The sequence below is a fragment of the Cupriavidus sp. 01L45 genome (genome assembly GCF_056399885.1).
Window position 1 is genome coordinate 87,126 of record NZ_JBFTSG010000015.1, and the last position, 25,422, is coordinate 112,547.

At 63.0% G+C, this 25,422-nt stretch carries 24 protein-coding genes and 1 tRNA gene; all 25 read right to left on the reverse strand.

From position 1 onward, the window contains the following. Window positions 1–49: 49 nt before the first annotated feature. Window positions 50–496, reverse strand: coding sequence for a DUF1178 family protein (locus AC1DT6_RS12635; RefSeq protein WP_441630131.1), 447 nt, complete (start codon window positions 494–496; stop codon window positions 50–52). Window positions 497–1,535: 1,039 nt separating this feature from the next. Further along, window positions 1,536–2,159, reverse strand: coding sequence for an NUDIX domain-containing protein (locus AC1DT6_RS12640; RefSeq protein ID WP_477102670.1), 624 nt, complete (start codon window positions 2,157–2,159; stop codon window positions 1,536–1,538). 51 nt (window positions 2,160–2,210) lie between these two features. Then, complete coding sequence (locus tag AC1DT6_RS12645) at window positions 2,211–2,519, reverse strand: DUF2818 family protein (protein ID WP_441630135.1); 309 nt, start codon at window positions 2,517–2,519, stop codon at window positions 2,211–2,213. 22 nt (window positions 2,520–2,541) lie between these two features. Continuing rightward, window positions 2,542–4,017 carry an NADH-quinone oxidoreductase subunit NuoN gene (nuoN, locus tag AC1DT6_RS12650; RefSeq protein WP_035868681.1) on the reverse strand — a complete coding sequence of 492 codons (1,476 nt, stop codon included), beginning with the start codon at window positions 4,015–4,017 and terminating at the stop codon, window positions 2,542–2,544. Window positions 4,018–4,035: 18 nt separating this feature from the next. Further along, the gene (locus tag AC1DT6_RS12655; RefSeq protein ID WP_441630137.1) at window positions 4,036–5,502 is read right to left on the reverse strand and encodes an NADH-quinone oxidoreductase subunit M; all 1,467 of its coding nucleotides are present in this window, start codon (window positions 5,500–5,502) and stop codon (window positions 4,036–4,038) included. Between the two features lie 13 nt (window positions 5,503–5,515). Beyond that, window positions 5,516–7,615, reverse strand: coding sequence for an NADH-quinone oxidoreductase subunit L (nuoL, locus tag AC1DT6_RS12660; RefSeq protein ID WP_477102671.1), 2,100 nt, complete (start codon window positions 7,613–7,615; stop codon window positions 5,516–5,518). Between the two features lie 59 nt (window positions 7,616–7,674). Then, on the reverse strand, window positions 7,675–7,980 hold the full coding sequence (gene nuoK / locus AC1DT6_RS12665) for an NADH-quinone oxidoreductase subunit NuoK (RefSeq protein ID WP_006156828.1): 306 nt from the start codon (window positions 7,978–7,980) through the stop codon (window positions 7,675–7,677). 16 nt (window positions 7,981–7,996) lie between these two features. Further along, a complete protein-coding gene (locus tag AC1DT6_RS12670) occupies window positions 7,997–8,647 on the reverse strand; it encodes an NADH-quinone oxidoreductase subunit J (RefSeq protein ID WP_045238145.1) in 651 nt (216 codons plus the stop codon). A 144-nt stretch (window positions 8,648–8,791) separates the two neighbouring features. Continuing rightward, entirely contained in the window at window positions 8,792–9,283 is a 492-nt protein-coding gene (gene nuoI / locus AC1DT6_RS12675; protein ID WP_017224316.1) for an NADH-quinone oxidoreductase subunit NuoI, read from the reverse strand. Window positions 9,284–9,348: 65 nt separating this feature from the next. After that, window positions 9,349–10,413: an NADH-quinone oxidoreductase subunit NuoH gene (nuoH, locus tag AC1DT6_RS12680; RefSeq protein WP_006156831.1), complete on the reverse strand. Its 1,065-nt coding sequence runs from the start codon at window positions 10,411–10,413 to the stop codon at window positions 9,349–9,351. A gap of 18 nt (window positions 10,414–10,431) precedes the next feature. After that, window positions 10,432–12,807, reverse strand: a complete 2,376-nt coding sequence (nuoG, locus tag AC1DT6_RS12685) for an NADH-quinone oxidoreductase subunit NuoG (RefSeq protein WP_477114716.1) — start codon at window positions 12,805–12,807, stop codon at window positions 10,432–10,434. 12 nt (window positions 12,808–12,819) lie between these two features. Further along, a complete protein-coding gene (gene nuoF, locus AC1DT6_RS12690) occupies window positions 12,820–14,115 on the reverse strand; it encodes an NADH-quinone oxidoreductase subunit NuoF (RefSeq protein WP_441630144.1) in 1,296 nt (431 codons plus the stop codon). A gap of 1 nt (window position 14,116) precedes the next feature. Further along, complete coding sequence (gene nuoE / locus AC1DT6_RS12695) at window positions 14,117–14,611, reverse strand: NADH-quinone oxidoreductase subunit NuoE (protein ID WP_035868701.1); 495 nt, start codon at window positions 14,609–14,611, stop codon at window positions 14,117–14,119. A 200-nt stretch (window positions 14,612–14,811) separates the two neighbouring features. Beyond that, window positions 14,812–16,065 carry an NADH-quinone oxidoreductase subunit D gene (locus AC1DT6_RS12700; protein WP_441630146.1) on the reverse strand — a complete coding sequence of 418 codons (1,254 nt, stop codon included), beginning with the start codon at window positions 16,063–16,065 and terminating at the stop codon, window positions 14,812–14,814. A 9-nt stretch (window positions 16,066–16,074) separates the two neighbouring features. Then, window positions 16,075–16,674 (reverse strand): NADH-quinone oxidoreductase subunit C, encoded by a 600-nt coding sequence (locus tag AC1DT6_RS12705; RefSeq protein WP_045238149.1) that lies wholly within the window; start codon window positions 16,672–16,674, stop codon window positions 16,075–16,077. Between the two features lies 1 nt (window position 16,675). Next, entirely contained in the window at window positions 16,676–17,158 is a 483-nt protein-coding gene (locus AC1DT6_RS12710; RefSeq protein ID WP_006156837.1) for a NuoB/complex I 20 kDa subunit family protein, read from the reverse strand. 6 nt (window positions 17,159–17,164) lie between these two features. Continuing rightward, window positions 17,165–17,524 (reverse strand): NADH-quinone oxidoreductase subunit A, encoded by a 360-nt coding sequence (locus AC1DT6_RS12715; protein WP_006156838.1) that lies wholly within the window; start codon window positions 17,522–17,524, stop codon window positions 17,165–17,167. 164 nt (window positions 17,525–17,688) lie between these two features. Then, window positions 17,689–17,773: transfer RNA gene (locus AC1DT6_RS12720), tRNA-Leu, on the reverse strand. Window positions 17,774–17,979: 206 nt separating this feature from the next. Further along, window positions 17,980–18,357, reverse strand: coding sequence for a preprotein translocase subunit SecG (gene secG / locus AC1DT6_RS12725; protein WP_045238150.1), 378 nt, complete (start codon window positions 18,355–18,357; stop codon window positions 17,980–17,982). Between the two features lie 46 nt (window positions 18,358–18,403). Beyond that, entirely contained in the window at window positions 18,404–19,141 is a 738-nt protein-coding gene (gene tpiA / locus AC1DT6_RS12730) for a triose-phosphate isomerase (RefSeq protein ID WP_441630149.1), read from the reverse strand. Window positions 19,142–19,301: 160 nt separating this feature from the next. Beyond that, window positions 19,302–20,306, reverse strand: coding sequence for an NAD(P)H-quinone oxidoreductase (locus tag AC1DT6_RS12735; protein ID WP_441630151.1), 1,005 nt, complete (start codon window positions 20,304–20,306; stop codon window positions 19,302–19,304). 190 nt (window positions 20,307–20,496) lie between these two features. Further along, window positions 20,497–22,701 carry a polyribonucleotide nucleotidyltransferase gene (gene pnp / locus AC1DT6_RS12740; protein ID WP_276285619.1) on the reverse strand — a complete coding sequence of 735 codons (2,205 nt, stop codon included), beginning with the start codon at window positions 22,699–22,701 and terminating at the stop codon, window positions 20,497–20,499. A 460-nt stretch (window positions 22,702–23,161) separates the two neighbouring features. Then, on the reverse strand, window positions 23,162–23,434 hold the full coding sequence (rpsO, locus tag AC1DT6_RS12745; RefSeq protein ID WP_035868720.1) for a 30S ribosomal protein S15: 273 nt from the start codon (window positions 23,432–23,434) through the stop codon (window positions 23,162–23,164). 202 nt (window positions 23,435–23,636) lie between these two features. Beyond that, the gene (locus tag AC1DT6_RS12750) at window positions 23,637–24,881 is read right to left on the reverse strand and encodes a branched-chain amino acid ABC transporter substrate-binding protein (RefSeq protein ID WP_441630155.1); all 1,245 of its coding nucleotides are present in this window, start codon (window positions 24,879–24,881) and stop codon (window positions 23,637–23,639) included. A gap of 204 nt (window positions 24,882–25,085) precedes the next feature. Then, on the reverse strand, window positions 25,086–25,292 hold the full coding sequence (locus tag AC1DT6_RS12755; RefSeq protein ID WP_441630157.1) for a hypothetical protein: 207 nt from the start codon (window positions 25,290–25,292) through the stop codon (window positions 25,086–25,088). Window positions 25,293–25,422 lie beyond the last annotated feature (130 nt).

The window sequence follows — 25,422 nt, forward strand, 5'->3', positions numbered from 1 at the left end:
TAGCGCGTCATGCGCCGGCAAGAGCACTGCCTCGGGCACAGGACGCTATTCAGTGAGCCGTCTGCTTGAGCGCATCCGGCACCACGAGCTGGAAAGTATCGATGCCTTCGTCGGCAAGCGCCTGCACTTCGTCCGGCGAAGCCGTTCCGCGGATCCCGCGTTCCGGCGCTTCGTCGTAATGCATGCGCCTGGCCTCTTCGGCAAAGCGTTCGCCCACGTCCTCGGTCTGCGCCAGCACCTGCTTTACCGCCTTCAGGTAAAGCGACTGCAGCGTTGCCGGCGCCGGGGCTTTCGCCTCGGCTGGCCTGCCAGCCGGCGCGGCGACCGCTCCCGAAAGATTCAGGCGCGGCGCGCTGGGCAGCCGGGTGATGGCATGGTCCTCGCAGACCGGACATTGGACGAGATTTTGCGAAATCTGCGATTGCGCATCGTCCTCCGAAGCAAACCAGCCCTCGAAACGATGGTCTTGCGCGCAGCGCAGGTCGAGCACCTTCATGATGTTTCCAGCCCGTCGAAAGCTATAGTATCCGCGAAACGGAATTTTGTGAACGGTCGTGCTAATTTTTTTGCGGCCATAACGGGGCCCTTGGTGGGAAAGCCTTGGGCGGGGGGGTGAGGAGGTATGGCTGCAATCACACGGCTAAAGAGGGATTTTACGCTTATGGGGGGTGGGATGCGTTGGGGCGCTGTTTCTTTGGGCGGCGATGGCTATTGCACCCGAAAGCCGTACGACATCATCTTGCGGGGCTGGTCGCTGTTTCTTTGAGCGGTGATGGCCCTTGGACCCAACAGCGTACGACATCCCCCTACGGGGGACGCCGGTCACTCTTCTTTGCTTCGGCAAAGAAGACTAACGAGAAGAAAGCCGACCCTGCCGGGGGCAGAGCAATCGCGGGTGCGAAGGGCGCTGGTTTCGTCGTATGGCCAATGGTTCTGCTGATATCTGCCGTTACCGGCCCGTACGGCATCGCAATAGCATGACCCATGGGTTTCGTGGTGGTGCCCCTGACCTCGTGTGCGGTGACCATTCTCACATCTGCCGTTACCGGCGCGGCCTACCACGACACATCACATGCCAATGGTTTCGTGGTGGGGCGGGCGCGGTGGTGATGGCCTCAGGCATATCACTCGGTGCCACCGCGCCCACGACGGAACCGGCGCGCCTGCAACTTCGTGGCCGCCCGCTCCGCGAGCGACAGACGGCTTGAAGCAAGTGATGTTTGCTACCGGGGCCGCACCACGCTTCCCGGAAATTGGCAGGTTCGTGGCCGCTCAAACTGGTAGCGGCAGAAGCCCGCCGGCACTCCGGGCCGTACGACGAAACCAYCGATATTCGAAAGCCTTATTGCTCTGCTCCCGGCAGGGTCGGCTTTCTTCTCGTTAGTCTTCTTTGCCGAGGCAAAGAAGAGTGACCGGCGTCCCCCGCAGGGGGATGTCGTACGCACTTGGGTGCAAGAGCCATCGCCGCTCAAGAAAAAACCAAAGGAACAAAAACCGATGACTCCACCCTCAGCCAGCCCCCGCCCAATCCCCCTTTACCCCGGCAACACCTGCTCCCCCGCCTCCCATATCCCCGACACCACCTTCTCCAACCAGAAAGCCCCAATGATCGTCTTGACGTCGGTAATCCGCCCCGAACGCACCCAATCGATCACCTGCCCCGCCGGCACGATAAACGTCTCGAGGAATTCGCCTTCATCGAGCTGGGCGGGCCCAGCGGTCAGGTCCCGAGCCAGGAAGATATCGATAAACTCGGTCGAGTAGGAAATGACGGGATGGATCCGAGTGAGGTAATCCCAACGCCGCGCGCTATAGCCAGTTTCCTCACGCAACTCGCGCTCGCCACAGCGCTGCGCGCCCTCCTGGGGGTCCAGCTTGCCAGCAGGAAACTCAAGCATCACTTCACCAACGGGATAGCGATACTGCCGCTCCAACAGCACAGTCCCATCGTCGAATAGCGGAATCATCATCACCGCGCCAGGATGCAGTACGTATTCGCGCCCGGCATGCTTGCCGTCGGGCAGCTTGACGATGTCCTGCTTGAGCGTGAGGAATTTGCCTGTGTGCAGCGTGGCGGACGCCACGCAGGTTTCTTTCAGGCCCTGATCGTCGCCAGCGGCGATAGCACCGGCGTCCAGCATGTCAATCTTGTCGCTCATGAAAGCTCCGGGTCCGGACGCGGCCGGCCCGGGCGCCTTCGCTACCCGGCCTCAGGCCGCGCGATGTTTGACGAGATACTGCCAAGTGAAGCCCGGGAAGGCGAACACCAGCATCATGCAACCGGTGATGGCGTAGAACTGCCAGCCTTGCGGGAAGGCGTTGCCCAGCCCAGCCTCCACGGCGAAGCCGGCCAGACCGGCCCCCACATACCAGGCAAACAATTCGCCCGCCCTGATCCACAGCGGCTTTTTGACAAAGCGCAGCGGGATCAGCGCGAACAATCGCTGGTTGACAAACGGCAGGTTGGCACAAACCAATGCCAGCAAGATGACAAACCAGCCCGCCGTCGATGAACTCATATCGCTACGCCGCCGTCGCGCATCAGGACGCCAGCGTGGCGCGGATGGCCTGGTAGCACAGGTTCATCAGCGCTGCCGGGAACAGGCCCAGGGCAATGATGACCGCGCCGTTCAGGGTCAGCATCGAACGCAGGCCGAAGCTCGATTCCAGCTTGCGCTCGTCGGCCGGCGCATCGAAATACATCAGCTTGACCACACGCAGATAGTAGAACGCGCCGATCAGCGAGAACAGCACCGCCACCACGGCCAGCCAGGTCATGCCGCTATGGACCACGGCCTCGAGCACGGCCAGCTTCGCGTAGAAGCCCATGGTCGGCGGAATGCCAGCCAGCGAGAACATCATCACCAGCATCAGCAGCGCGTACCAGGGATTCTTGCGCGACAGGCCCTTGAGGTCGTCCAGCGTCTCGGCTTCGAAATCCTTGCCGGCGCGCAGCAGGACGATGCCGAAAGTGCCCAGGGTGGTGATCACGTAGGTCACCGCGTAGAACATCGACGAACCGTAGGCGCTGGCCGCGCCATCGGCCTTGCCGTCAGCCACGCCGGACAGCATGCCCAGCAGCAGGAAGCCCATGTGCGAGATGGTGGAATACGCCAGCATCCGCTTCAGGTTGGTCTGCACGATGGCGGTCAGGTTGCCGATGGCCAGCGAGGCCACGGCCAGTACAGTCAGCATCACTTGCCAATCCACCGCCAGCGGCAACAGGCCTTCCACCAGCAGGCGCAGCGCCATGGCGAAGGCTGCCAGCTTCGGCGCACCGGCGATCAGCAGCGTCACCGCGGTCGGCGAGCCCTGGTAGATGTCCGGAATCCACATATGGAACGGCGCCGCGCCCATCTTGAATGCAATGCCCGCCACCAGGAAGACCACGCCGAATGCCAGCATGGTGGTGTTGACCCGGCCCGACTCCACGACACGGAACACTTCGCCAAGGTTCAGCGAACCGGTCGCACCATAGAGCATGGACATGCCATACAGCAGGAAACCCGACGCCAGCGCGCCCAGCACGAAGTACTTGATGGCCGATTCGGACGTCACGCGGTTGTCGCGGCGCAGGGCCACCAGCGCGTAGGACGCCAGCGACAGCAGTTCCAGGCCCAGGTACAGGGTCAGGAAGTTGTTGCCGGTGATCATCACGATCTGGCCGCCGAGCGTGAACAGCGCGAGCATGTAGAACTCGCCGCTGTACATGTCGCGGTCAGCCAGGTAGCTACGCGTATAGACCAGCGTGACGAACAGCGCGCCGGAGGCGAAGGCCGACAGCACATTGGCCATCGGGTCCACCACCACCAGGTTGGCGAAGGCGTAGTGCGTGTCGCCGGCGGCCGCGTTCAGGCCAAACCAGACGGTCAGCACGAGCGTGGTGAGTAGCGACAGCGGATAGGCCACGCTGGAGCGGCCCTTGCCCCGGGCAAGGTCGATCCAGTTGACCGCGGCGATGGCGATCGCCAGGAAAATGATTGGCGCCACAGGTGCCAATGTCGAGGACGGTTGCATGTTTGTTTCTCTCCCCGATTACAGCTTCGACTGCGCCACGTGCGACAGCAGGTTCACCACGGAAGCGTGCATCACATCGGTGAAGGGTTTCGGATACAGGCCCATATAGAGCGTCATGATCGCCAGCAGGCCAAGCATGAGGAACTCGCGCTTGTTCAGGTCGACCAGTTCGGCCACGTGCTTGTGCACCACGTCGCCAAAGATCACGCGCTTGACCATCCACAGCGAGTAGGCGGCGCCCAGGATCAACGCGGTGGCGGCCAGCAGGCCAATCCAGAAGTTGAACTTGACCGCGCCCAGGATCACCATGAACTCGCCGACGAAACCCGAGGTAGCCGGCAGGCCGCAGTTGGCCATGGCGAAGAACACCGACAGCGCCGCGAACTTCGGCATGGTGTTCACCACACCGCCGTAATCGGCGATCTGGCGCGAGTGCACGCGGTCATACAGCACGCCGATGCAAAGGAACATGGCGCCCGAGATAAAGCCGTGGGAGATCATCTGGATGATGCCGCCCTCGATGCCGATCTCGTTGAAGATGAAGAAACCCAGCGTGACGAAGCCCATGTGGGCGATCGACGAGTACGCCACCAGCTTCTTCATGTCGGCCTGCACCAGCGCGACCAGGCCGATGTAGATCACCGCGACCAGCGAGATCGTGATGATGAAGGCGGCCATGCTATGGCTGGCATCCGGTGCGATCGGCAGCGAGAAACGCAGGAAACCGTAGGCGCCCAGCTTCAGCATGATGGCGGCCAGCACCACCGAGCCGCCGGTTGGCGCTTCCACGTGGGCGTCCGGCAGCCAGGTGTGGACCGGCCACATCGGCACCTTGACCGCAAACGCCAGGAAGAAGGCAATGAACAGCGCGGTCTGCTCGCTCATCGACAGCTTGGCCTGGTGCCATTCGAGGATGTCGAAGGTACCGGTCTTGCTGTACAGATACAGCAGCGCAACCAGCGTYAGCAGCGAGCCAAGCAGCGTGTAGAGGAAGAACTTGAAGGCCGCGTACACACGGTTCGGGCCACCCCAGACGCCGATGATGATGTACATCGGGATCAGCGTGGCCTCGAAGAACACGTAGAACAGCATGCCGTTGAGCGCGCAGAACACGCCGACCATCAGGCCCGACAGGATCAGGAACGAGGCCATGTACTCGGCCACGCGCTCGGTGATCACTTCCCAGGCGGAGATCACCACGATCACCGTGATGAAGGCGGTCAGCACCACGAACCACATCGAGATGCCGTCGACACCCAGGTGGTAGTTGATGTTGAAGCGTTCGATCCACTCCGACTTCTCGACGAACTGCATGGCAGCCGTGGAACGGTCGAAGTGGAATACCAGCGGCAGCGTAACGAGGAAGCTGGCGATGGAGCCGAACAGCGACATCCAGCGGACGTAGCCGGGGCTACGGTCGGAACCCGAGGCAAGGACCAGCAAGCCAAAAAAGATCGGCAGCCAGATAGCGAAAGACAGAACCATTTTCTTGTTTTCCTTACTTGGCGCTCACCGTGGCGAACGAGGTGCCGAACACCGTCATCGTCAGCAGGATCAGCATGCCCAGGATCATGGCGAATGCGTAGTGATAGATGTAGCCGGATTGCAGGTAACGGCTCACCGACGCGAACCAGCCCACCACACGTGCGGCGCCGTTGACCACGAGGCCGTCGATCAGGCCCTGGTCGCCGCCCTTCCACAGGCCGGTGCCAAGCAGACGGGCACCGCGGGCGAACACAGCCTCGTTGATTGCGTCCATGTAGTACTTGTTGTCCATCAGCGTGTACAAGCCCGAGCAGCGCTGCTTGATGGCCGCGGGGATATCCGGGCGCTTCATGTAGAAGAACCAGGACAGCACCACGCCGGCAATCGCCAGCCACAACACCGGCGTAGTCACCGAGTGCAGCGCCATCTCCACCCAGCCGTGGAAGCCTTGGGCCAGCTCTTCCATGGCGTGGTGGTTCTCGCCGACGAAGATCACGTCCTTGAAGGCCACGCCGTGCTTGAAGAAGTCGCCGAACAGCATCGGCTTGATCGTAAGGGCACCGATCACGACCGACGGAATCGCCAGCAGCACCAGGGGCAGCGTGACAACCCACGGCGACTCGTGCGGCTTCTCGCCCGGAGCCAGGCCATGATGATGGTCCGAGGTCGCTTCCTCGTCATCATGATTGCCCGCGTGATGCGCGTGGTGATCTTCCTTGCCGAAGCGTTCTTCCCCGTGGAACACCAGGAAGTACAGGCGGAAGGAATAGAACGCCGTGACGAACACGCTGGACAGCACCGCGAAGTAAGCGAAGCCCGAGCCAGCGATATGCGATTCGGCCACCGCCTCGATAATCGAGTCCTTGGAGTAGAAGCCCGCGAAGAACGGCGTGCCGATCAGCGCCAGCGAACCCACCAGCGACGTGATCCAGGTAATCGGCATGTACTTGCGCAGGCCGCCCATGTTGCGGATGTCCTGGTCATGGTGCAGGCCGATGATGACCGAGCCGGCCGCAAGGAACAGCAGTGCCTTGAAAAACGCGTGGGTCATCAGGTGGAACACGGCCACCGAGTAGGCCGAGGCGCCCAGCGCGACCGTCATGTAGCCGAGCTGCGACAGCGTGGAGTACGCCACCACGCGCTTGATGTCGTTCTGGATCATGCCCAGGAAGCCCATGAACAGCGCGGTAATGGCGCCGATCACCAGCACGAAGGACAGCGCGGTGTCCGACAGCTCGAACAGCGGCGACATGCGCGCGACCATGAAAATGCCGGCCGTCACCATGGTGGCGGCGTGAATCAGCGCGGAGATCGGGGTCGGGCCTTCCATCGAGTCCGGCAGCCACACGTGCAGCGGGAACTGGGCCGACTTGCCCATCGCGCCGATAAACAGGCAGATGCAGGCAACCGTGATCATCATCCAGTCGGTGCCCGGGAAGATCACCGTGGCGAGCTGGTCGCGCGCGGCGAACACTTCGGTGTAGTTCATGCTGCCGCTGTAGGCCAGCAGCAGGCCGATGCCGAGGATAAAGCCGAAGTCACCCACGCGGTTGACCAGGAACGCCTTGAGGTTGGCGAAAATGGCGGTCGGGCGGGTGTACCAGAAGCCGATCAGCAGGTACGACACCAGACCCACGGCTTCCCAGCCGAAGAACAGCTGCAGGAAGTTGTTGCTCATCACCAGCATCAGCATCGAGAAGGTGAACAGCGAGATGTAGGCGAAGAAGCGGTTGTAGCCGGGGTCTTCGCTCATGTAGCCGACGGTGTAGATGTGCACCATCAGCGAGACGAAGGTCACCACCACCATCATCATCGCGGTCAGCGAGTCGACCAGGAAGCCCACTTCCATCTTGAGGCTGCCGATCGTCATCCACTCGTACACGGTGGCATTGAAGCTCGCGCCGTCAAGGACGTCCATCAGCACGATGATCGACAGCAGGCAGGAGATCGCCACACCGAGGATCGTCACGGTGTGGGCCAGCGTGCGGCCGGCGCGCGTCTCCGAGGAGAACGTGCTGAAGAACTTGGTGCCGAACAGGCCGGCGATCGCTGCACCGGCGAGCGGTGCGAGCGGAATCGCCAGTAGCAGGTTGGGGTCGAGCGTGGTTGCCATAGGACGCTTAGTGGTGTGCGGTCGGAGAACGGTCTTGGTTCATAACGTAGAAACTCGGATCAGCCCTTGAGGGTGTCCATGTCGTCCACGTTGATCGTGTCCAGGTTGCGGAACAGCACGACCAGAATTGCAAGGCCGATTGCCGATTCGGCCGCAGCCACCGTGAGGATAAAGAAAACGAAAACCTGTCCTGCCAGGTCGCCCAGATAGTGCGAGAAGGCGACGAAGTTCATATTGACCGCAAGCAGCATCAGTTCGATCGCCATCAACAGCACGATGACGTTCTTGCGGTTCAGGAAAATACCAACGATGCTGATGGCGAACAGGATCGCACCGAGCACGAGGAAATGGGCGAGAGAGAGCACAGCGTTTCTCCGGGCTTTAGTTCTTGTTGGCGGCAGCCGCGGCATCCGGGCTGGCTTGGGTGCCGGCACGGGCTTCGCTGGGCATCGAGACCAGGCGCACGCGGTCCTGGCGGCGGGTACGCAGTTGCTCGCCCACGTCTTGCGACTTGTTGTCCTTGCGGCGGCGCAGCGTCAGCGCAACGGCGGCGATGATCGCCACCAGCAGGATGATGCCGGCCACTTCGAAGGCGTAGATGTAGTCGGTGTAGATCAGCTTGCCGAGCTCGGCGGTGTTGGAGTAGTCCGGGCCGTGCACGACGTTGTTCAGCGGCGTGGTCGTGCCGATGAAGTTGCGCACCAGCACGGTGGCCATCTCGGCGATGATCAGCGCGCCAACCACCGAAGCCATCGGGACATAGGTCCAGAAGTCCCGTCGCAGGTGCTCGATATCGATATCGATCATCATCACCACGAACAGGAACAGCACCATCACCGCGCCCACGTACACCAGCACCAGCAGGATGGCGAGGAATTCGGCCTTCAGCAGCATCCAGATCGCGGCTGCCGTAAAAAACGACAGCACGAGGAACAGTGCGGAGTGCACCGGGTTCTTCGCGGTGATGACTTTCAGTGCGGAGAGCACCAGCACCAGCGCAAAGACATAGAAGATGGTGGTCGTGAGTTCCATGGTCCTCGTCGAGCCTTCTGGCACAAGCCACCCCTGGTGGCCTGCCCTTGCGGCATCCTTTTCGTTGGCCCCACACGGGGCCCGATTCACTATTCGTTGGCAACGTCCGCCAGAATCGGCGGACGCGCCCTGTATCGCGCCGTATTAACGGTACTTGGCGTCCGCGGCCTTCGCCGCGGCAATCTGCGGCTCGTAGCGGTCGCCCACGGCCAGCAGCATGTCCTTGGTGAAGTACAAGTCGCCGCGCTTCTCGCCGTGGTATTCGAGAATATGCGTCTCGACGATGGCGTCGACCGGGCAGGCTTCCTCGCAGAAACCGCAGAAAATGCACTTGGTCAGGTCGATGTCATAGCGCGTGGTGCGGCGCGTACCGTCGACGCGTGCATCGGACTCGATGGTGATGGCCAGTGCCGGGCAAACCGCTTCGCACAGCTTGCAGGCGATGCAGCGCTCTTCGCCGTTCGGGTAGCGGCGCAGCGCGTGCAGACCCCGGAAACGCGGCGACATCGGCGTTTTCTCTTCCGGGAACTGGACTGTGATCTTGCGCGCGAAGAGATAACGCCCGGTCAGGGCCATGCCCTTGAAGAGTTCCTTCAGGAGCAGGCTGTTGAAGAAGTCCTTGATGGCGAGCAGCATGACGATTGCTTCCTAATGATTCCACGGGGCGCCGCCAAATGCGGCTGCGCCCCTGCTTTGGCCGTTCAATGCCAGATATTCCAGGGCGACCGGATCCAGATCGCCACGATGACCAGCCAGCCCACCGTCAGCGGGATGAAGATCTTCCAGCCCAGGCGCATGATCTGGTCATAGCGGTAACGCGGGAACGAAGCGCGGATCCAGATAAACACCGACAGCAGCAAAAATACTTTGATCAGCAGCCAGAAGAAACCCGGCACCGCGTTCGTGATGAAGCTCTCGAACGGGGGCGCCCAGCCGCCCAGGAACATCAGCGCGGTCATCGTGGAGATGACGATCATGTTGATGTACTCGGCCAGGAAGAACAGCGCGAAGCCCATGCCCGAGTATTCGATCATGTGGCCGGCCACGATTTCCGATTCGCCTTCGACCACGTCAAACGGGTGGCGGTTGGTTTCGGCCACGCCGGAGATGAAGTACACGCCGAACATGGGCAGCAGCGGCAGCCAGTTCCACGACAGTACGTTGATCCCCATGTTGGCGAAGTAGCCGGTGTTCTGCGAGTTGACGATGGCCGACAGGTTCAGGCTGCCCGACACCATCAGCACAGTCACCAGGGCAAAGCCCATGGCGATTTCATACGACACCATCTGCGCCGCGGCGCGCATGGCGCCGATGAAGGCGTACTTGGAGTTGGAGGCCCAGCCTGCCAGGATCACGCCGTACACGCCAACCGAGCTGATCGCCATCACGTACAGCAGGCCGGCGTTGACGTTGGCCATCACCACCTCGGCCTGGAACGGAATCACCGCCCAGATCGCCACGGCGGGCATCAGCACCATCAGCGGGGCAACCAGGTACATGCCCCGGCTGACCTGCGTGGGCATCATCACTTCCTTGAGCAGCAGCTTGAGCACGTCGGCGATCGGCTGCAGCAGGCCCAGCGGGCCGACCCGGTTCGGGCCGATACGCACGTGCATCCAGCCGATCAGCTTGCGCTCCCAGAGGATCAGGTAGGCCACGCACAACAGCAGCGGCACCACAATGACCACGGCGCGAATCAGGATCCACAGCGGCGTCCAGGCGCCGCCGAAGAGATTCTGTCCTTGCGAGGTAATCCAGTCGATCATGTTTCTTTCTCGCTCTTCTTATGCCGTGGCCGCCGGCTCGGCCGCGCCCTTCGCGGCGGCGGCCAGGTCGATGGCTTTCTCTACGGTGACGGTACCGAACATGGCGCCCAGGCTGGTCGCGGCAACGGTGCCGGCGGACACGCGCACGGTGCCGGCAGGCAACGCGGCTTCCAGGGCGGCCGGCAGCACCACGCTGCCCTGCCCTTGCGTCACGCGCACCGGGTCGCCCGCCTGCACGCCCAGCGAGGCGAACAAGTCGGCCGACAGGCCGGCTTGCATGGCGCGGCGCGCGGCTGCGGTCAGTTGCAGCGAATCGGCACGGCGCACGATCGGGTCCGCGTGGTAGATCGGCACATCGGCGATGCGCTCGATGCCGCCCGCGGCGGCGCTCACGCGGATGGCCGCGTCGGTGCCGTTGTTCAGTTGCGGAGCGACCGGCTTGGCCAGCACTTCGTCGCGCACGCTTTCGGCAGTCTCGTAGTCGAAACCAGGCGCGTCGAGCAGGTTGCCCAGCACGCGCAGCACCTTCCAGGCCGGACGCGAATCGCCCAGCGCACGGACGACACCGTTGAAGCTTTGCGGCAGGCCTTCGCAGTTCACGAACGTACCCGCGGTTTCGGTGAACGGGGTCACCGGCAGGATCACGTCAGCATATTGCAGCGCGGCTTCCGAGCGGAACGGCGACAGCACCACCACGGTACCGGCCTGGGCCAGCGCGGCCAGGGCCTGACGCGGGTTGGCAGCGTCGAACTCGGGTTCCGTGTTCAGCAGCACGTAGGCGCGGCGCGGCGTGTCGAACATGGCCTGCGCGTTGGCGCCGCCCTTCTGCGGCAGCGCACCTGCGATATGGCCGCCGACCGTGTTCGCGGCTTCGGTCAGGAAGCCCAGCGTGGCGCCGGTTTCGGTGGCGATCCACTGTGCCAGCGCGTGCAGCGCGGCGAATTGCGGGTGACGCACGGCCTCGTTGCCGAGGAACACGGCGCGGCGCTCGCCCGACAGCAGCGCATCGGCTACCAGCCTGGACTTGTCGTCGCCGTCGAAACCATCGGTGCCCGCCGGAGCGGCCACGCCCTTGGCGGCGGCGACGGCACGGGCCACGCCGGCCAGGGCTGCGGTCCAGCCGGACGGTGCAGCGTCGATGCGTGCGGCCAGCGGCATCAGCAGGTCATCGGCGCTGGCGCCGAGCACTGCCACGCGGGCGCCCTTCTTGCCGGCCTGGCGCAGACGCGCGGCCAGCAGCGGGTGATCCTTGCGCAGAGATGAACCGATCACCAGTACGCGCTGCAGCGCGGAGACGTCGGCAATCGGCAGGCCCAGCCACGGCGCGCCCTTGATGGCGGCCGAGAAGTCGGTCTGGCGCTGGCGGAAGTCAACGTTGTCGCTGCCCAGTCCACGCACCAGCTTACCCAGCAGGTGGAGTTCTTCCAGCGTGCTGTGCGGGCTGGCCAGCGCGGCGATCTGGTCGGCGCCATGGTCGCGCTTGATGCTGGCGAGGCCATTGGCCACGTATTCCAGCGCGGTCTGCCAGTCCGTTTCCATCCACTCGCCACCTTGCTTGAGCAGGGGCTTGGTGAGACGGTCGGCGCTGTTCAGGCCTTCGTACGAGAAGCGGTCCTTGTCGGACAGCCAGCATTCGTTGACGGCTTCGTTGTCCAGCGGCAGCACGCGCATTACGCGCTGGTTCTTGGTCTGTACCACCAGGTTCGCGCCCAGGCCATCGTGCGGCGACACCGACTTGCGGCGAGCCAGTTCCCAGGTACGGGCCGAGTAGCGGAACGGCTTGCTGGTCAGCGCGCCGACCGGGCACAGGTCGATCATGTTGCCGGACAGTTCCGAATCCACGGTCTGGCCGACGAAGGTCGTGATCTCGGAGTGCTCGCCGCGGCCCAGCATGCCCAGCTCCATCACGCCGGCCACTTCCTGGCCAAAGCGCACGCAGCGGGTGCAGTGGATGCAGCGGCTCATCTCTTCCATGGAGATCAGCGGGCCAACGTTCTTGTGGAAGACGACGCGCTTTTCTTCCTTGTAGCGCGATTCCGATGCGCCGTAGCCCACGGCCAGATCCTGCAGCTGGCACTCGCCGCCCTGATCGCAGATCGGGCAWTCCAGCGGGTGGTTGATCAGCAGGAATTCCATCACCGACTTCTGCGCCTTGACCGCCTTCTCCGAATTGGTGAAGACCTTCATGCCAGGGGTAACGGGCGTGGCGCAGGCCGGCAGCGCCTTGGGCGCTTTCTCAACCTCAACCAGGCACATGCGGCAGTTAGCCGCGATGGACAATTTACGGTGGTAGCAGAAGTGCGGGATGTAGGTGCCCAGCTGGCGGGCGGCTTCCATCACCAGGCTGCCTTCAGCAACCTCAACCTTCTTGCCGTCGATCTCGAGTTCAACCATGTTCTGCCACGCTTAAGAGTAGGCCGGAACCATGCACTGCTTGTGTTCGACGTGATATTCGAACTCTTTCCAGTAGTGCTTGAGCATGCCGCGGACCGGCATCGCTGCCGCATCACCGAGCGCGCAGATGGTGCGGCCCATGATGTTTTCAGCGACGTTATTGAGCAGGTCCAGGTCTTCCTGGCGCCCTTCTCCGTGTTCGATACGATTCACCATGCGGTAGAGCCAGCCGGTGCCTTCACGGCACGGCGTGCACTGGCCGCACGATTCTTCAAAGTAGAAATACGACAGACGCAGCAGCGAGCGAACCATGCAGCGCGTCTCGTCCATCACGATCACCGCGCCCGAGCCCAGCATCGAGCCGGCCTTGGCGATCGAGTCGTAATCCATGTCGGACGCCATCATCATGTCGCCCGGCACCACCGGGGCGGACGAGCCACCCGGGATCACTGCCTTGATGCGCTTGCCGCCGCGCATGCCGCCAGCGAGTTCCAGCAGGGTCGCGAACGGCGTGCCCAGCGGGATCTCGTAGTTGCCGGGACGCTCGATGTCGCCGGAAATCGAGAAGATCTTGGAGCCGCCGTTGTTCGGCTTGCCCATCTTCAGGTAGTTTTCCGGCCCGATCGACAGCAGGAACGGCACCGCGGCGAACGTCTCGGTGTTGTTGATGGTGGTCGGCTTGCCGTACAGGCCAAAACTGGCCGGGAAAGGCGGCTTGAAGCGCGGCTGGCCTTTCTTGCCTTCCAGCGATTCGAGCAGCGCGGTTTCCTCGCCACAGATGTAGGCGCCGTAGCCGTGGTGGGCGTGCAACTGGAAGTTGAAGCCCGAATCCAGGATGTTGTCACCCAGGAAGCCAGCCGCGCGCGCCTCTTCGAGCGCCTGCTCGAAGATCTTGTATTCGTTCCAGATCTCGCCGTGGATGTAGTTGTAGCCCACGGTGATGCCCATCGCGTACGCACCGATGGCCATGCCTTCGATCAGCGCATGCGGGTTGTAGCGGATGATGTCGCGGTCCTTGAAGGTACCTGGCTCGCCCTCGTCGGTGTTGCAGACCAGGTATTTCTGGCCGGGGAACTGACGCGGCATGAAGCTCCACTTCAGGCCGGTGGGGAAGCCTGCGCCGCCACGGCCGCGCAGGCCCGAGGCCTTGACGTCCGCGATCACCTGCTCGGGCGTGATCTTCTCGGTCAGGATGCGCTTGAGCTGCTGATAGCCGCCGCGCTTGACGTAGTCTTCGAAGTGCCAGTTGCTGCCATCGAGGCCGGCCAGGATCAGCGGCTTGATGTGGCGGTCGTGCAGAGAGGTCATGTTACTTGTCCCCCTTGGCGGTGCCCTTGAGCTCGTCCACCAGCGCGTCCAGCTTGGCGTCGCTCATGTGGCTGCACATGCGGGTATTGTTGACGATCATCACCGGTGCGTCGCCGCAGGCGCCCATGCACTCGCCTTCCTTCAGGGTGAAGGTGCCGCACGGGGTGGTTTCGTTATAGCCGATACCCAGCTTTTGCTTGAGGTAGTCGCCGGCCCGTTCGCCGCCGGAGAGTGCGCACGGCAGGTTGGTGCAGACGGTCAGCTTGTACTTGCCGACCGGCTTGGTGTCGTACATGTTGTAGAAGGTTGCGACCTCCTCGACCCATACCGGCGGCATGTCGAGGTAGCTGGCAACGAACTGCATGACTTCCGGGGAGACCCAGCCCACTTCGCCCTGCGCCACGGCCAACGCCGCCATCACGGCCGACTGCTTCTGGTCAGCCGGATACTTGGCGATCGCGCGATCGATTTCCTTGAGAGCTTCTGCTGATAGCATGGTCGTTGCTGTAATACGCCGAGTCATTTGCGGAACTGCGCCGCCACATGGCACGCATCCGCAGGTTTGCAGCCGTCGCTGCCGTTGCGGCCCGCATGTCGCAGCATGCTGGGCCCACCGCGGGTTTCCCGTGGCCGGACACCGTGATTCGGGTCCTTGCCAGGGGCGCCCGGATCGTCGTCCGGGGCCGGCGGTACCAATTAGCGGTCGATCTCGCCGAAGACGATGTCCTGGGTACCGATGATCGTTACCGCGTCCGCAATCATGTGGCCCTTGGCCATTTCATCCAGGGCGGCAAGATGGGCAAAGCCCGGTGCCCTGATCTTCAGGCGGTACGGCTTGTTCGCGCCGTCGGAGATCGCATAGATGCCGAACTCGCCCTTGGGATGCTCCACCGCCGCGTAGGTCTCGCCTTCCGGCACGTGAATGCCTTCGGTAAAGAGCTTGAAGTGGTGGATCAGCTCTTCCATGTTGGACTTCATGTCCACGCGCGAAGGCGGCGCCACCTTGTGGTTGTCGGTCATCACCGGGCCGGGGTTGCGGCGCAGCCAGTCGATGCACTGCTTGATGATGCCGTTGGACTGCCGCATCTCTTCGATACGCACCAGGTAGCGCGAGTAGCAATCGCCGCCCACGCCCACCGGGACCTGGAAGTCCATGCGGTCATACACTTCGTAGGGCTGCTTCTTGCGCAGGTCCCACTCGATGCCGGAGCCGCGCAGCATCGGGCCGGTAAAGCCCATTTGCAGCGCGCGTTCCGGGCTCACCACGCCGATGCCGACCAGGCGCTGTTTCCAGATCCGGTTGTCCGTCAGCAGCGTTTCGTATTCGTCGACGTACTTCGGGAAACGGTTGGTGAAGTCCTCGATGAAGTCCAGCAGCGAACCCGAACGCGCCTCGTTCATGGCCTTGATGGCGCGTTCGTTGTGGATCTTCGATGCCTTGTATTGCGGCATTGTGTCCGGCAGGTCGCGGTACACGCCGCCCGGACGGTAGTAGGCCGCGTGCATGCGCGCGCCCGATACCGCCTCGTACATGTCGAACATGTCCTCGCGTTCGCGGAAGGCGTACAGGAACACCGCCATCGCGCCCACGTCGAGCGCGTGCGAGCCGATCCACATCAGGTGGTTCAGCAGACGCGTGATCTCGTCGAACATCACGCGGATGTATTGCGCGCGGACCGGCACGTCGAGACCCAGCATCTTCTCGATGGCCATCACGTAGGCATGCTCGTTGACCATCATCGACACGTAGTCGAGGCGGTCCATGTACGGCACGCTCTGGATCCAGGTCTTTTGCTCGGCCAGCTTTTCGGTGGCACGGTGCAACAGGCCGATATGGGGGTCGGCGCGCTGGATCACTTCGCCGTCAAGCTCCAGCACAAGGCGCAGCACGCCGTGTGCCGCAGGATGCTGCGGGCCGAAGTTCAGGGTGTAGTTCTTGATATCTGCCATTGCGCGTTCTCAGTGCTGCAAGCCGCCGTAATTCTCTTCGCGGATGACGCGCGGCGTTACCTCGCGCGGCTCGATCGTGACGGGCTGGTAGATCACCCGCTTCTGTTCGGGGTCGTAGCGCATCTCGACATAGCCCGATACCGGGAAGTCCTTGCGGAACGGATGGCCGACGAAACCGTAGTCGGTCAACAGGCGGCGCAGGTCGTTATGGCCCTCGAACACGATGCCATAGAAGTCGAACGCTTCGCGCTCGAACCAGTTGGCCGAGTTCCAGACGTCATTCAGCGACGGCACCACGGGCACGTCGTCATCCGGCGCGAACACACGTACGCGCAGACGCCAGTTGTGCGTCACCGACAGCAGGTGCGTCACGGCGGCGAAACGGGGACCATCCCAGGCGCCGTCGCCATAGGAGGAATAATCGACGCCGCAAACGTCGATCAGCTGCTCGAAGCGCAGCGACGGATCGTCGCGCAGCATCAGCGCGGTTTCGACGGAGTCTTCGGCCTTGACGATAAGGGTAATCTCGCCTACCGCCTCCACCAGTTTCTGGATACGCTTGCCCAGTACCTTTTCGAGCGCGGCCTTCAGAGTATCGAGGTTCGACATGTCAGCCCTTGCGCGCGATGGTGTTGGTGCGACGGATCTTGTTCTGCAGCTGGATGATGCCGTAGATCAGCGCTTCCGCCGTGGGGGGGCAGCCAGGCACATAGATATCCACCGGCACGATCCGGTCGCAACCACGCACCACTGAATACGAGTAGTGATAGTAACCGCCGCCATTCGCGCACGAACCCATCGAGATCACCCAGCGTGGCTCGGCCATCTGGTCGTAGACCTTGCGCAGCGCGGGGGCCATCTTGTTGCACAGCGTGCCGGCCACGATCATCACGTCCGACTGGCGCGGCGACGGGCGGAAAATCACGCCGAAGCGGTCCATGTCGTAGCGCGCGGCGCCAGCATGCATCATTTCCACAGCGCAGCACGCCAGGCCAAAGGTCATCGGCCAGAGCGACCCGGTGCGGGTCCAGTTGATCAGCTTGTCAGCGGTAGTCGTGACGAAGCCTTCATTGAGAACGCCTTCGATTGCCATATCACATCACTCCCAATCGAGCGCGCCCTTTTTCCAGATGTAGACGAAGCCCACGATGAATTCCAGCAGAAACACGCCCATGGCGAAGAAACCCGGCCAGCCGATATCCCGCAGGGCTACACCCCAGGGAAACAGGAAGGCGGTTTCGAGATCGAACAGGATAAAAAGAATAGCGATGAGGTAGTAGCGCACGTCGAACTTCATGCGCGCGTCCTCGAACGCTTCGAAGCCGCACTCGTACGGAGAGAGCTTCGCGGGATCAGGTTTGTTGGGACCGAGAATTCGGCCAATCGACATCAGTGCAATGCCGAGCACGACACCGAAGATGATGAAGATGAGGACGGGGAAGTAGGCTTCGAGATTCAAGGTACGGCCAGCCTTATCTGGAATGTTGTCAACAGCACCAGCGGTAAGCGGCGTCCTGTTGCCCACCCCAAGCGCCATTCCGTAGAAATTACGACGCCGCCTTGCGGACTGGCCGGGCTGCCCATCCGGGATACACTCCGGACGGACAACCCGATCAAGTTGTTTGGTGCCGACGGCGAGACTCGAACTCGCACAGCTTTCGCCACTACCCCCTCAAGATAGCGTGTCTACCAATTTCACCACGTCGGCTGGGGGAGAAACAATATTGCCTCGCGCCGGGCTTTTCAGGGCCCAGGGTTTTTACACCCTTCGGAACTCTGGCTGGGACTGCTTTGTCCTGGCTGGAGCCCCGTCGCTGGGGGATCGTTTCAAGCCTTGTATTCTAACCTAGAATTCCTGATTTGTTCAATGCACAACTGCAAAAATCTTCAAGAATCAGACACAAGGCAGGTTGATTATTTCGGTACTGCGGGCGCGGACGAATTCGAGGCCGCGGCACCCGATGCGGCAGCCGCGGCTGCAGGCGCCGAAGCCCCCGCCACTGCCGGTGCCACCTGCGGCGCGGAGCCCATCACACCCAGCGATGCCGCCGGCCGATAGTTGCCCAGCAGCGTCAGGCTCAGCGTGCAGATGAAGAACAGCGTCGCCAGCACGGCGGTGGTACGCGACAGGAAGTTGGCCGAGCCGGTGGCGCCGAACAGGCTGCCCGAGGCCCCCGAGCCGAACGCCGCACCGACATCGGCGCCCTTGCCATGCTGCAGCAGCACCAGGCCAATCACGCCAAGCGCGGATAGTACCTGCGCCACTACCAACAAAGTTTTGAAAATTGCCATTTGGTTCGATTCGCTTGCCTGATCAGACCCTATGAGCGGCCGGCATTCAGGCGTTGCCGATCGCGAGGAAATCGTCCGACTTCAGCGAGGCGCCTCCGATCAGCCCCCCGTCGATGTCGGGCATGGAAAATAGTTCTGCCGCGTTGTCCGGCTTGACGCTGCCGCCGTACAGCATGGCCATGCGAGCCGCAACCCCTGCATCGCGCGCTGCCACCTGGCCGCGCAAGAAGGCATGCACGGCCTGGGCCTGCTCGCTGCTTGCGGTCTTGCCGGTGCCGATTGCCCACACCGGCTCATATGCCAGCACGATACGCCCAAGCTGCTCCAGCGACAGCGCTTCGAGCACGGCGCCAAGCTGACGGCCAACCACCGCCTCGGTCTCGCCGGCCTCGCGCTGCGCCAGGGTCTCGCCCACGCACACCACCGGCACGATGCCGAATTCGAGTGCGCGCAGCGCCTTGGCCGCCACCGTGGCATCGTTCTCGCCATGGTAGCTGCGGCGCTCCGAATGCCCCACGAGGGCGTACGAAACACCGAACTCGGCCAGCATGGATGCCGCCACTTCGCCCGTGAAGGCACCGCGCGCCTCGGCGGATACGTCTTGAGCGCCCCAGGCCACATTGGAGCCGACCAGCAACGACTGGCACTGTGCCAGGTAAGGGAACGGCGCACACACCGCAAGGCGGGCACGTGCCGGTACAGCCTTGATACCTTCCAGCAGGGCCGCGTTGGCGGCCAGGCTGCCGTGCATCTTCCAGTTGCCGATGACGAGCTTTTGTCTCACAGGGCGCCCCTCTCAATCAAACCGGCTATTGTAGCGCGGGCCAGGGCCCTACGCCACCGAAGGGGCCCGAAATCGGCCAGGAGGCTCCCGCGCCCAGGCGATCCCGGGGCCCGCCCTACCCTGCCATCCCGCCGGGGCGCGCAGCCCCAGCTCCGCCCGCTTACCAGGTCAGGACGATCTTGCCGATGTGCTCGCTCGATTCCATCAGGCGATGCGCGTCCGCCGCCTGGGCGGCCGGGAAGGTCTGGTGGATCACCGGCTTGATCTTGCCCGCGGCCAGCAGCGGCCAGACGTGCTGGTGCAGTGCTTGCGCTATCTCACCCTTGAACGAAACCGGGCGCGGACGCAGCGTCGAACCGGTAACGGTGATGCGTCGGCGCAGGATGTCGCCCAGCGGGATCTCCGCCTTTGCGCCGCCCAGCAGCGCAATGATCACGATGCGGCCGTCGTCGGCCACGCAGGAAAGCTCGCGCGCCAGGTAGGGGCCGGCCACCATGTCGAGGATGACGTCCGCGCCGCGGCCACCGGTCAAGGCCTTGACCTCGGCGACGAAGTCTTCGGTCTTGTAGTTGATGGCGCGGTCGGCGCCCAGTTCCTCGCAGGCACGGCACTTGTCTGCGCTGCCAGCCGTCACGAAGACCTTGTGGCCCAGTGCCTTGGCAATCTGGATGGCGGTCGTGCCGATGCCGCTGGAGCCACCCTGGATCAGCAGGGTCTCATCCTTGCCCAGCGGGCCGCGGCCCAGGTAGCCGCGATCGAACACATTGCTCCATACGGTGAAGAAGGTCTCGGGCAATGCCGCCGCCTCGATATCCGACAGGCCGGCCGGCACCGGCAGGCATTGCGCCGCGGGGGCCACGCACAGCTCCGCGTAGCCACCGCCCTGCACCAGCGCGCAGACGCGATCGCCCAGCTTCAGGCCGAAGCGGTTGTCGGTGTGCGACAGGTCGCCGCCGGCAACCACCCCCGCCACTTCCAGGCCCGGCAGGTCGGACGCGCCGGGCGGCACAGGATAGTTGCCGGTGCGCTGGAATACGTCGGGGCGGTTGATGCCGGCCGCGCTCACGCGGATCAGGATCTCTCCCGCCTTGGGCACGGGATCGGGACGTTGCGCCAGTTGCAGGACTTCGGGGGCGCCGTATTCGCGGATTTCGATGGCTTGCATTGCTGCTCCTTGCTTTTCGCATGCGGCGGGCTCTCGCACGCATGACGGGGGATCGATCTGCTCTGCCGCCGCGCAGCACTACAAACGGGCCGAGCGGGCCGCCGGTGGCGGACGGGACTGGCGGCAGTGTAAACAAAAAAACGGCTGGACATCGCCAGCCGCTTTCTCTGCTACGGATACTACGAAACGCTTACTGCTGTTGCTGATCCGCCGAAGGCGTCGTCGGCGCAGCCGGCGCAGCCGGTGCGGCCGGAGCAGCAGGTGCTTCGCTGGTGTTGGCGATCGGGCTGATGCTGCCACCCTCTTCGGCCAGCGCAGCCTTCAGGGACAGGCGCAGGCGGCCCTTTTCGTCGGCCTGGATCAGCTTCACGCGAACGTGCTGGCCTTCCTTGAGCCAATCCTTGATGTCCTTGACGCGCTCGTTGACGATCTCGGAGATGTGCAGCAGGCCGTCCTTGCCTGGCAGGATGTTGACGATGGCGCCAAAGTCCAGCAGCTTCAGCACGGTGCCGGCGTAGATCTTGCCCACTTCGGCTTCCGCGGTGATGCCTTCGATGCGGCGCTTGGCTTCGGCCATGCCATCGGTCGAGGTCGAGGCGATGGTGATGGTGCCGTCTTCCTGGATGTCGATGGTGGTGCCGGTTTCCTTGGTCAGCGCCTGGATGGTCGAGCCGCCCTTGCCGATCACTTCGCGGATCTTGTCCGGATGGATCTTCATGGTGATCATGCGCGGTGCGTGCTCCGACAGCTCGGTGCGCGCATGGCCCATCGCATCCTGCATCTTGCCCAGGATATGCAGGCGGCCTTCCTTGGCTTGCGCCAGCGCGACCTGCATGATTTCCTTGGTGATGCCCTGGACCTTGATGTCCATCTGCAGCGCCGTGATGCCGTTGTCGGTACCCGCGACCTTGAAGTCCATGTCGCCGAGGTGGTCCTCGTCACCGAGGATGTCGGTCAGCACGGCGAACTTGTTGCCTTCCAGGATCAGGCCCATGGCCACGCCGGCCACGTGCGCCTTGATCGGAACGCCGGCGTCCATCAGTGCCAGGCAGCCGCCGCACACCGATGCCATCGACGACGAGCCGTTGGATTCGGTGATTTCCGACACCAGGCGAATGGTGTAGGCAAATTCGTCATCCTTCGGCAGGACCGGGATCAGCGCGCGCTTGGCGAGGCGGCCGTGACCGATTTCGCGGCGCTTGGGGCTGCCCACGCGACCGGTTTCGCCGGTGGCGAACGGAGGCATGTTGTAGTGGAGCATGAAGCGGTCGCGGTATTCGCCGGCGAGCGCGTCGATGATCTGCTCATCGCCCTTGGTGCCCAGCGTGGCAACCACCAGCGCCTGGGTTTCACCACGGGTGAAGATGGCCGAGCCGTGGGCGCGCGGCAGCACCGACGAACGGATCTCGATCGGGCGCACGGTGCGGGTATCGCGGCCATCGATGCGCGGCTCGCCCGACAGCACCTGGCTGCGCACGATCTTGGCTTCGATGTCGAACAGCACGTTGCCCACTTCGACCTTGTCGGCTTCCACGCCGGCTTCGGCCAGCTTGGCCGTCACGGAGGCGTAGACTTCCTTGAGCTTCTGGCTGCGCGCCGACTTCTGGCGCAGCTGGTAGGCGTCCTGCAGCAGCGGCAGGGCGATCTCGCCAACCTTGGCGATCAGCGCTTCGTTCTTCGGTGCGGCGGTCCAGTCCCACTCCGGCTTGCCGCCGTCGCGCACCAGCTCATGGATGGCGTTGATGGCGGTCTGCATTTGCTCGTGGCCATAGACCACGGCGCCCAGCATCACTTCTTCCGACAGCTGGCGGGCTTCCGACTCCACCATCAGCACGGCGCGCTCGGTACCGGCAACCACGAGGTCCAGTTCCGATGCGGCGATCTGCGAGCGGGTCGGGTTCAGCAGGTACTGGCCGTCCTTGTAGCCAACGCGCGCTGCGCCGACCGGGCCGCTGAACGGAATGCCCGACACTGCCAGGGCAGCCGACGCGCCGATCAGGGCGGGGATATCCGCCGGCACTTCCGGGTTCAACGACAGCACGTGGATGACCACTTGCACTTCGTTATAGAAACCTTCCGGGAACAGCGGGCGCAGCGGACGGTCGATCAGGCGCGAGGTCAGCGTCTCGTTTTCCGACGGACGGCCTTCACGCTTGAAGAAGCCACCGGGGATCTTGCCGGCGGCGTAGGTCTTTTCGATGTAGTCGACGGTCAGCGGGAAGAAGTCCTGGCCGGCCTTGGGCGACTTGGCAGCGACAACGGTGGCGAGCACCACGGTGTCTTCAATGTCGACGATCACGGCACCGCCAGCCTGGCGGGCAATCTCGCCAGTTTCCAGGCGCACCTTGTGCTGGCCCCACTGGAATTCCTTGACGATCTTATTGAACATGGTCATGAGCGTTCCTTTAATTCGCGCTTGCACGCTTGTGCAACGCCCGCGTTAGCAGCCGCGGGCGAACTGCCGGATCATCGTCGGTCGCAGTTGCAGGGAAGTGCTATGCCATTCCAGTGCGGCACCTGCTCAGTTGGTGCTCAGGTGGATACCGCCCTGGAATGACACAAAACCCCGTTTCCTTGCCCGACTCCGGTATTTGAATGACTGCAGACGAATCACTGCAGAAAAAGCTAAAGAACGAAGTAACTTACTCCGTTGCACGTCTTGGCGCAACGGGCGCCAGCCCGGGGGGCATGGCGCCATCAAGTGAAATAAAAATCACTTTAAGCGATTCAAGGCATCGACCTTCCGGCCGCAAAAACAAAATGCCTGCATCAGCGGGGCTGACGCAGGCATTCGTGGCTCACGCGAAGGCGTGCAGTGCATCCATTCGTGCTGCCATCCGGACGATCCTGACTGCTTACTTACGCAGGCCGAGCTTCTCGATCAGCGAACGATAACGGTCGGCATCGTTGGCCTTGAGGTAGTCCAGCAGGCGACGACGACGGCTCACCATGCGCAGCAGACCGCGGCGGCTGTGGTGATCCTTCATGTTGGCCTTGAAGTGGGGGGTCAGTTCGTTGATGCGGTTGGTCAGCAGGGCAACCTGGACTTCCGGGCTACCGGTGTCGTTGGCGGCGCGTGCGAACTGCTTGATGACTTCGGTCTTGCTGTTGATTTCGGCTACTGCCATGGTGATTTCCTTTTCACTTGCGAACGCTACAGCGCGGAATGTGCCGTATGCGTCGTGCCTTTGATGTTGCTGTCAGGCAATTTCCGTCCTGGCCGGACCGATTGAGCAACCGGTTGGCCGTGACAGCCGGCGATTATAGCGGAAATTGGGATGGGGATGGAATTTGCCCGGTTGCGGGCTGGTTGCCCCCGCCGAATCCCCGCTAAAACCTCTCCATCTTGCAACTGGTGGACAGTGTAGTCTGGGCGGACTTCAGCTTCCTGACAGTCCGGAACCCATACCCCGATCCTTCGTTATCGAACCGCACATCCCCGCCCTGCCGCTCCATCACGGAAACATAAAGCGGCTGCAGCACCTGATGGTCATCGGCCCGGATAGTCGCCTCATGAAAATCGTTGACATAGCGCATACCCTCGAGCGCCCGCGCCACCTTGACGGCATCCGTCGACCCTGCCTTCTCGATCGCCCGGGCCAGCATCTCCACCATCATCTGCATGCGCAGGTGCACGTAGTCGTCCTTGGGCTCCGGGTAGCGCGCCCGGAACGCCTGGTAGAACGCATCCGAAGCCGCGCCGCCCACGTTCGGATGCCACTCGGCCACCGCCAGCACCCGCCCGACCCCGGCATCGCCCATGGCCGCCGGCGCGCCCAGGCCGTTGCCATAGAACGTGTAGAACTTGGCTTTCAGTCCGCCTTCGCGCGCTGCCTTGACCATCAGCGTGAGATCGTTGCCCCAGTTGCCCGTAATCACGGCGTCCGCGCCACTGGCCTTGATCTTGGCGATATATGGGGCGAAATCCTTGATTTTGCCGATCGGATGAAACTCATCGCCCACGATGTGCAGCTCAGGGCGTTTGGCGGCCAGCATCTCGCGTGCCGAACGAGCCACCTGATGGCCAAAACTGTAATCCTGGTCGATCAGGTACACGCGCCGCACGCTGGTATCGGCGCGGATGACCTCGGTCAGCGCCTGCATGCGCATGTCTGCACTCGCATCGAAGCGGAAATGCCAGAAACTGCAGCTTTCGTTGGTCAGCGCGGGATCGACCGCGGAATAGTTGAGAAAGAGCACGCGCGCCTCGGGCTGGCGCGCGTTGTGCCGATTGATGGCGCCCACCAGCGCGCCAGCCACCGCCGAACTATTGCCTTGCAGGACAAAGGGGATATTCCTGTCCACCAGGCCGCGCAACTGGATCAGGCTCTCGTCGACATTGCCCTTGCTATCGAAGGTAACGAGTTCAAAGGGACGCGGGCCCTCGGCAGTCTTGACGCCGCCACGCGCGTTGACGCGATCGATGGCAATCCGCAGGTTGCGCACAACGGCATCGCCCGCGTTGGCAAAGGGACCGGACAACCCCTCGATCATGCCGAGACGGATCGGCTCCTGCGCGCCGGCCCCTGCCGCTACCGCGAGCAAGCAAGCTGCCAGCCATCGTTTACACCACATCGAGAGACCTCCCGCTAAAGCGCCGCATGGTAAGCCAGGGAGCAGGCAGAGGCAAATGGGCGCACCTTCGCGGCAAAACGCGGAATTGAGCGAGAATAGCCCAAGCGGCGGCAAAAATAGAGGAAGTTGAAGGGGAGAACGCAGGACCAGCGGTCGCCGGCTCCTGTATTCGGCCCCAAGCCGGCGCATACCGGCGCGCGGACGCTAGCACCAGAGCTTTTGCCAGTGCTTCGTCCAGTTGAAGTGAAAGCGCTGCGCGAAGGGGGCGAGAGTCATCGGCTCCAGCGTGCTTCGAAACGCACCGTTCTTGCTGCCCTGCTCCGCCACCGGGTCTTCGAGCCAGAGGACGAACTCTATCAGGCGGAGGTCGTGGCGCAGCACGCCGCCGCCATCGAAATGGAAATTGAACATTGACGGCCAGTTGCCTGCTTGGGCTCGCGGGGCTTGCCGAACTGCTGTTCTATATACCAGATCACGCCCGCCCCCTCGCCAACGGGCCTGACCAGCGCCGGTGAGGTGTGAGCGGGGCCGATCGTGGAGC

Coding starts and splice junctions, on each gene's coding strand:
- nuoE (WP_035868701.1), bottom strand. CDS start 14,611: ATGCTATCAGCAGAAGCTCTCAAGGAAATCGATCGCGCGATCGCCAAG.
- AC1DT6_RS12635 (WP_441630131.1), bottom strand. CDS start 496: ATGAAGGTGCTCGACCTGCGCTGCGCGCAAGACCATCGTTTCGAGGGC.
- AC1DT6_RS12755 (WP_441630157.1), bottom strand. CDS start 25,292: ATGTTCAATTTCCATTTCGATGGCGGCGGCGTGCTGCGCCACGACCTC.
- AC1DT6_RS12670 (WP_045238145.1), bottom strand. CDS start 8,647: ATGGAACTCACGACCACCATCTTCTATGTCTTTGCGCTGGTGCTGGTG.
- AC1DT6_RS12645 (WP_441630135.1), bottom strand. CDS start 2,519: ATGAGTTCATCGACGGCGGGCTGGTTTGTCATCTTGCTGGCATTGGTT.
- nuoL (WP_477102671.1), bottom strand. CDS start 7,615: ATGGCAACCACGCTCGACCCCAACCTGCTACTGGCGATTCCGCTCGCA.
- AC1DT6_RS12710 (WP_006156837.1), bottom strand. CDS start 17,158: ATGGCAATCGAAGGCGTTCTCAATGAAGGCTTCGTCACGACTACCGCT.
- AC1DT6_RS12705 (WP_045238149.1), bottom strand. CDS start 16,674: ATGTCGAACCTCGATACTCTGAAGGCCGCGCTCGAAAAGGTACTGGGC.
- pnp (WP_276285619.1), bottom strand. CDS start 22,701: ATGACCATGTTCAATAAGATCGTCAAGGAATTCCAGTGGGGCCAGCAC.
- AC1DT6_RS12700 (WP_441630146.1), bottom strand. CDS start 16,065: ATGGCAGATATCAAGAACTACACCCTGAACTTCGGCCCGCAGCATCCT.
- secG (WP_045238150.1), bottom strand. CDS start 18,357: ATGGCAATTTTCAAAACTTTGTTGGTAGTGGCGCAGGTACTATCCGCG.
- nuoH (WP_006156831.1), bottom strand. CDS start 10,413: ATGATCGACTGGATTACCTCGCAAGGACAGAATCTCTTCGGCGGCGCC.
- rpsO (WP_035868720.1), bottom strand. CDS start 23,434: ATGGCAGTAGCCGAAATCAACAGCAAGACCGAAGTCATCAAGCAGTTC.
- AC1DT6_RS12640 (WP_477102670.1), bottom strand. CDS start 2,159: ATGAGCGACAAGATTGACATGCTGGACGCCGGTGCTATCGCCGCTGGC.
- nuoI (WP_017224316.1), bottom strand. CDS start 9,283: ATGCTGCTCGCCATCAAGGACTTCTTCAACAGCCTGCTCCTGAAGGAA.
- nuoN (WP_035868681.1), bottom strand. CDS start 4,017: ATGCAACCGTCCTCGACATTGGCACCTGTGGCGCCAATCATTTTCCTG.
- AC1DT6_RS12735 (WP_441630151.1), bottom strand. CDS start 20,306: ATGCAAGCCATCGAAATCCGCGAATACGGCGCCCCCGAAGTCCTGCAA.
- nuoF (WP_441630144.1), bottom strand. CDS start 14,115: ATGACCTCTCTGCACGACCGCCACATCAAGCCGCTGATCCTGGCCGGC.
- AC1DT6_RS12750 (WP_441630155.1), bottom strand. CDS start 24,881: ATGTGGTGTAAACGATGGCTGGCAGCTTGCTTGCTCGCGGTAGCGGCA.